The organism is Mycobacterium sp. E3247, assembly GCF_001667785.1.
Lineage (GTDB): Bacteria > Actinomycetota > Actinomycetes > Mycobacteriales > Mycobacteriaceae > Mycobacterium.
The window spans coordinates 1-5,529 of record NZ_LZJG01000337.1; the positions used below are offsets into that span (position 1 = coordinate 1).

The 5,529-nt window shown below is 70.2% G+C and carries 6 protein-coding genes and 3 pseudogenes; 5 read left to right on the forward strand and 4 right to left on the reverse strand.

Translation table 11 applies throughout. The annotated features are described in order from the left end of the window. Positions 1-489 (forward strand): TOMM precursor leader peptide-binding protein (locus A9X04_RS18595; RefSeq protein ID WP_156764416.1); only part of this gene is annotated, 489 nt, incomplete at its 5' end. 10 nt (positions 490-499) lie between these two features. Here the strand turns inward: A9X04_RS18595 and A9X04_RS30985 are convergent. Next, the gene (locus A9X04_RS30985) at positions 500-673 is read right to left on the reverse strand and encodes a hypothetical protein (protein WP_197509225.1); all 174 of its coding nucleotides are present in this window, start codon (positions 671-673) and stop codon (positions 500-502) included. Positions 674-813: 140 nt separating this feature from the next. Here A9X04_RS30985 and A9X04_RS18600 point away from each other — a divergent pair, with 140 nt between their 5' ends. Beyond that, complete coding sequence (locus A9X04_RS18600; RefSeq protein WP_067923577.1) at positions 814-2,157, forward strand: AarF/ABC1/UbiB kinase family protein; 1,344 nt, start codon at positions 814-816, stop codon at positions 2,155-2,157. Here the strand turns inward: A9X04_RS18600 and A9X04_RS18605 are convergent. From A9X04_RS18605 to A9X04_RS18610, 3 genes and pseudogenes are all read right to left on the reverse strand, one after another. After that, on the reverse strand, positions 2,154-2,423 hold the full coding sequence (locus tag A9X04_RS18605; RefSeq protein WP_067923580.1) for a WhiB family transcriptional regulator: 270 nt from the start codon (positions 2,421-2,423) through the stop codon (positions 2,154-2,156). The two genes, A9X04_RS18600 and A9X04_RS18605, sit on opposite strands and share 4 nt — an antisense overlap. 135 nt (positions 2,424-2,558) lie before the next feature. Beyond that, positions 2,559-2,717, reverse strand: a complete 159-nt coding sequence (locus tag A9X04_RS30990; protein ID WP_197509226.1) for a hypothetical protein — start codon at positions 2,715-2,717, stop codon at positions 2,559-2,561. A gap of 98 nt (positions 2,718-2,815) precedes the next feature. Continuing rightward, positions 2,816-4,513: pseudogene (locus A9X04_RS18610) on the reverse strand (ATP-dependent DNA helicase UvrD2); the annotation flags it as partial. Between A9X04_RS18610 and A9X04_RS32370 the strand changes: the two are divergent. The 3 genes and pseudogenes from A9X04_RS32370 to A9X04_RS18620 form a co-directional block, all read left to right on the forward strand. After that, positions 4,452-4,595, forward strand: a pseudogene (locus A9X04_RS32370) (UvrD-helicase domain-containing protein); the annotation flags it as partial. The pseudogenes A9X04_RS18610 and A9X04_RS32370 sit on opposite strands and share 62 nt — an antisense overlap. A gap of 174 nt (positions 4,596-4,769) precedes the next feature. After that, a complete protein-coding gene (gene mrx1, locus A9X04_RS18615; RefSeq protein WP_067923583.1) occupies positions 4,770-5,024 on the forward strand; it encodes a mycoredoxin Mrx1 in 255 nt (84 codons plus the stop codon). A 78-nt stretch (positions 5,025-5,102) separates the two neighbouring features. Beyond that, positions 5,103-5,529 (forward strand): annotated as a pseudogene (locus tag A9X04_RS18620) (hypothetical protein); the annotation flags it as partial.

Here is a 5,529-nt window from a genome sequence, read left to right on the forward strand (position 1 = left end):
TTGCGCTGCTCGGGCGCACGGATCGCCCACAGCAGCCAACCGCACGCCGCCGTGTCGGTCGGCGCCGTCGACCTGGTGGTGCTGTCCGATTACCTGGTCGCCGATCCCCGCATGGTCCGCGAGCTGCACGCCGAGCGCGTCCCCCACCTGCCGGTACGGGTCCGTGACGGCGTCGGGCTGATCGGTCCGCTGGTCATCCCCGGCACCACCAGTTGCCTGGGCTGCGCCGACCTGCATCGGCGCGACCGCGACGCGGCGTGGCCGGCGATCTCGGCGCAGCTGCGGGAAACCGTCGGCGTGGCCGACCGGGCCACGCTGCTGGCGACCGCGGCGCTGGCGCTGAGCCAGGTGAACCGGGTGATCGCGGCGGTCCGCAACCAAGAGGCCGTACCCGAGCCCCAGACGTTGAACGCCACACTGGAATTCGACCTCAACGTGGGCGTCATCGTCGCGCGCGAATGGACCCGGCATCCGCTGTGCACGTGCTGACGGCGCGGAACTAACCCAGGCGCCCCTGCTCCGGAACGTTCGCCGACACCGATTCGTAGGCCGTCGCGAGCAGGTGCAGGATCTCCGCGGTCAGGGTGCGGTCGGTGCGGTGTTTGTCCAGCGTTTCGATGATCGCCCTGAACAGGGAGTCCGCGGCGTCGTGCTGCGATTGTTTTGCTGACATGGCCTGGCCGATACCGCCTTTCGGAAGCGTCCTGCGCGGGGCCGGCTGGTGCGACCCGCAAGGACAACTTAGGGCCACCGGCCGCCGGCAGCGCGGCTAGGAGATGTTGTGAAGATCAAGCGCGAGCCGAGCCGGCCGTCATGGATGATGGATACGTGGCAGACATCAAACGTGGCCGTGCGGCGCGGAACGCGAAGCTGGCCAGCATCCCGGTCGGCTTCGCCGGCCGCGCGGCGCTCGGCTTCGGCAAACGGCTGACCGGCAAGTCGAGGGACGAAGTCCAGGCCGAATTGATGGAGAAAGCCGCCAACCAGCTGTTCACCGTCTTGGGCGAGCTCAAAGGCGGGGCGATGAAGGTGGGCCAGGCCCTGTCGGTCATGGAGGCCGCCATCCCGGACGAGTACGGCGAGCCGTACCGCGAGGCGTTGACCAAGCTGCAGAAGGATGCCCCGCCGCTGCCGGCCAACAAGGTGCATCGGGTGCTCGACGGCCAGCTGGGCACCAAGTGGCGCGAACGGTTCAGTTCGTTCGACGACAAGCCCGTCGCGTCGGCCAGCATCGGCCAGGTGCACAAGGCGGTCTGGTCCGACGGCCGCCCGGTGGCCGTCAAGATCCAGTACCCGGGCGCCGACGAGGCGCTGCGCGCCGACCTCAAGACCATGCAGCGGATGGTCGGCGTGGTCAAACAGCTCGCCCCGGGCGCCGACGTCCAGGGCATCGTCGACGAACTCGTCGAACGCACCGAGATGGAACTCGACTATCGGCTGGAGGCCGACAACCAGCGCGCCTTCGCCAAGGCCTACGAGGGCCACCCGCACTTCGCGATCCCCCACGTCGTCGCCAGCGCGCCCAAGGTCGTGGTCCAGGAGTGGATCGACGGCTTGCCGCTGGCCGAGATCATCCGCACCGGCACCCGCGAGCAGCGCGACCTCATCGGCACGCGGCTGCTCGAGCTCACCTTCGACGCGCCGCGCCGGCTGGGGATGCTGCACGGCGACGCCCACCCGGGCAACTTCATGCTGCTGCCCGACGACCGGATGGGCGTCATCGACTTCGGCGCCGTCGCCCCGCTGCCCGGCGGGTACCCGATCGAGCTGGGCATGACGATCCGCCTGGCCCGCGACAAGAACTACGACCTGCTGTTGCCGACGATGGAGAAGGTCGGCTTCATCCAGAAGGGCCAGCAGGTCTCGGTGCGCGACATCGACGAGATGTTGCGCCAGTACGTCGAGCCCATCGAGGTCGACGAATTCCACTACACGCGCAAGTGGCTGCAGCGCATGACCGTGGGCCAGATCGACCGGTCGGTGTCGCAGATCAAGACCGCCCGGCAGATGGACCTGCCGCCCAAGCTGGCCATCCCGATGCGCGTCATCGCCTCGGTGGCCGCGATCCTGTGCCAGCTGGACGCCCGGGTGCCGATCAAGGCGCTGTCCGAGGAGCTGATCCCCGGCTTCGCCGAGCCCGACAGCGCCATCGTCTAGGCCGCGGCCTCGTCTTTGCGGGGCCGCCCGCGCGGTCGTTTGAAGGTCAGGATCGAGCCCCGGTCGAGGATCTCGCCGCCCCACACCCCCCACGGCTCGGCCCGCTCCAGCGCCGACGCCAGGCACTGCCGCCGGATCGGGCAGCCCCCGCAGAGGGCCTTGGCGCGCTCGAGGTCGGCCGGGGCGTCAGCGAACCAGAGGTCGGGGTCGCCGGCGTGACACGGCAACACCGCCGACGGCTGTCCGGGGACGGTCAGTACCGGCATGTCCTGCTCACCTGCTTCCTGGTCGGGGCTTCCTTCTTGTTCGGATCCGGACCAGGTAGCGGGCTTGCGCCCGAAAAGACTGTGGCCACGGATCCTTGACTTCGGGTCCGTGGCCATTCGGTGAAAACCGGGGAGTTACGTAGCCATTCGGTGGACCCCGAGTCGCACGGACGCGTTCGTCGCGGCGGCGGCGGCGCGATGCTTGAGCGCGGCCGCCGGCACGGCGGTGTGGGCGGCATGCTTAAGCGCGGCCGCCAGGGCGGCCACGCCCACACCGAACACGTCGTTGATCATCGCGGCCACCCTCCTTCCATTAGCGCAGGACGCGGTTTCGAGGGTAGATCGTCGCCGCCGTTCACCACAACCGATTTTCTGACCTGCGCCTTTACCGGTCAGCGTGCGCGTACCAGCTCCAGGACGTCGGGCCCGTACTGTTCCAGCTTGCGCGCGCCGATGCCGGGGATGGCGATCAGCGCGTCCTCGTCGTCGGGCCGCAGCTCGGCGATCGCGATCAGCGTGTTGTCGGTGAACACGACGTACGCGGGCACCTTCTGCTCCTTGGCGATGTCCAGCCGCCACGCCTTGAGCCGCAGTAGCAACTCCTCGTCGACGTCGGCCGCACACGTCTCACAGCGCCGCAGCATGACCGCCGCCGCGGTGGACAGGTCCTTGTTGCAGATCCGGCAGCGCGTCGCGGTGCCCTTGTTGCGACGGGACTTGGCCGGCGTGGCGTCGGCGCGCGCCTGCGGCGCGATGCCGTTCAGGAACCGTGACGGCTTGCGGCCCTGCCGCCCGCCGGGGCTGCGGGCCAGCGCCCAGCTGAGCGCCAGATGCGTTCGCGCCCTGGTGATTCCGACGTAGAGCAGCCGACGCTCCTCTTCGACGGCCTCGCTGTCGGGGCCGTGCGCCAGCGCGTGCGAGATGGGCATGGTGCCGTCGGCCAGGCCGACCAGGAACACCGCATCCCACTCCAGACCCTTGGCTGCGTGCAGCGAGGCCAGCGTGACGCCCTGCACCACCGGTGGGTGCCGCGCGTCCGCGCGCAACCGGAGTTCGGCGAGCAGGCCGGTGAGCTCCAGCTGCGGCCGCTGAGCCACCTCGTCGTCGACCAACTCGGCCAGCGCGGTCAGCGCCTCCCAGCGCTCCCGGGCGCGGGTGCCGACCGGCGGCTCCGCCGTCAGCCCGAGGGGTTCCAGGACCCCCCGCACGACCGCGGGCAGCGGCCCCGCCGAACCGTTTTCGGCACCGCGCTCGGCTGCACGCTGCAGTGCCACCAGCGCCTGCTTGATCTCTTGACGGGTGAAGAACCCCTCGCCGCCCCGGACCTGATAGGGGATGCCGGCCTCGGTCAACGCCTCCTCGTAGGCCTCCGACTGGGCGTTGACGCGGTACAGCACGGCGATCTCCGACGGCGGAGTGCCCGATTCGATCAGCCGGGCTATCGAAGCCGCGACCGCGGCGGCCTCGGCCGGTTCGTCGGGATGCTCGCGGAACGACGGCGCCGGCCCCGGCGGGCGCTGGCCCACCAGGTGCAGCTTGCTGCCGGCGACCCGGCCGCGGGCCGCCGCGACCACCTGGTTGGCCAGCGACACCACCTGGGGGGTGGAGCGGTAGTCACGTTCCAGGCGGACCACAGTGGCGTCGGGATAGCGCCGCGAGAAGTCGAGCAGGAAGCGCGGTGAGGCCCCGGTGAACGAATAGATGGTCTGGTTGGCGTCGCCGACGACGGTCAGGTCGTCCCGGTCGCCGAGCCACGCCGTGAGCACCCGCTGCTGCAGGGGGGTGACGTCCTGGTATTCGTCGACGACGAAGCAACGGTAACGGCCCCGGAACTCGTCGGCCACCGCGGCGTCGTTCTCGATCGCGGCGGCGGTGTGCAGCAGCAGGTCGTCGAAGTCGAGCAGCGTCACGGACTCGTCGCGAACCTTCAGCGCCTCGTAGGCGGCGTACACGGTCGCGACCCGGGCGGCGTCCAACGGGATGTCCCGGCCGGCCGCCGCCACGGCGGCCGGGTAGTCCTCGGGACCGATCAGCGACGCCTTGGCCCACTCGATCTCGCCCGCCAAGTCGCGGACGTCCTCGGTGCTGGCTCCGCGGGGCCCGGTCTGTGTGCTCGCGGGCGCCGGGACCGGCAAGACCCGCACCATCACGCACCGCCTCGCGCTGCTCGTCGTCCAGCCCGGCGGTCAAGGCGTCGGCGACCGTCGGCATGGCGTCCATCTTGACAGCGAAGGCCGACAAACCGGGGCGCCGCCCGGTGCGCGCCGGCGAGTTGCCGTGACACGCCGGCACGCGCGCGACGCCCCCGGCGCGGAACACGGTGCCGCCCGGCTACGTTAACGGGCTATGACCTCTGCCCCGATCACCGTCTACACCACCTCGTGGTGTGGCTACTGCCACCGCCTGATGACCGTGCTGAAGTCCAACGGAATCCCTTACCAGGCGGTCGACATCGAGCAGGACCCCGCGGCGGCCGAGTTCGTCGGTTCGGTCAACGGCGGCAACAGGACGGTCCCGACGGTGAAGTTCGCCGACGGGTCGACGCTGACCAACCCGAGTGCGGCCCAGGTCAAGGCCAAACTCGCCGAGACCGGAGCCTGAGGCCCCGGCGCGTCGACACGCCGCCGGCGTTGACCAAGTACTCATCGGACTCGCCGCGCGGCCCTAACATAGGTGACCATGGCGTCGAGTTCGCGGTCGAGCCGTTTTCGCCGGCGCCTGTCGGTGCTGGGCAGGGCTTCGGCCGTCATCGCCTGCGGCGCCGCGGTGGTCGTGTCGGCGTGCTCGCACCCGCCGAGCAAAACCGCGGCGACGGCTCCCGAACACGCGTACGCCGAATCATTGGTCATCAGCCTGGCCGACGCGCGTCGCATCGCCAATTTCGAAGGGCTGCAACCGTATTCGTATGCCGACCGGCACGAACCACCGCGCGATAACGTCGGCAGCCCGCCCGGCCCCTGCCGCGCGGTCGGATCCACCGACCTCACGTTCGCCGGGGGCTGGAAGGAATACCGCTCGGTGGGCTACAGCGGCTCGACCGACGACCTGAGGCCCGGCGGCATCGCCCCGATCAACGAGATCACCAACACCGTCGCCGTCTATCCCG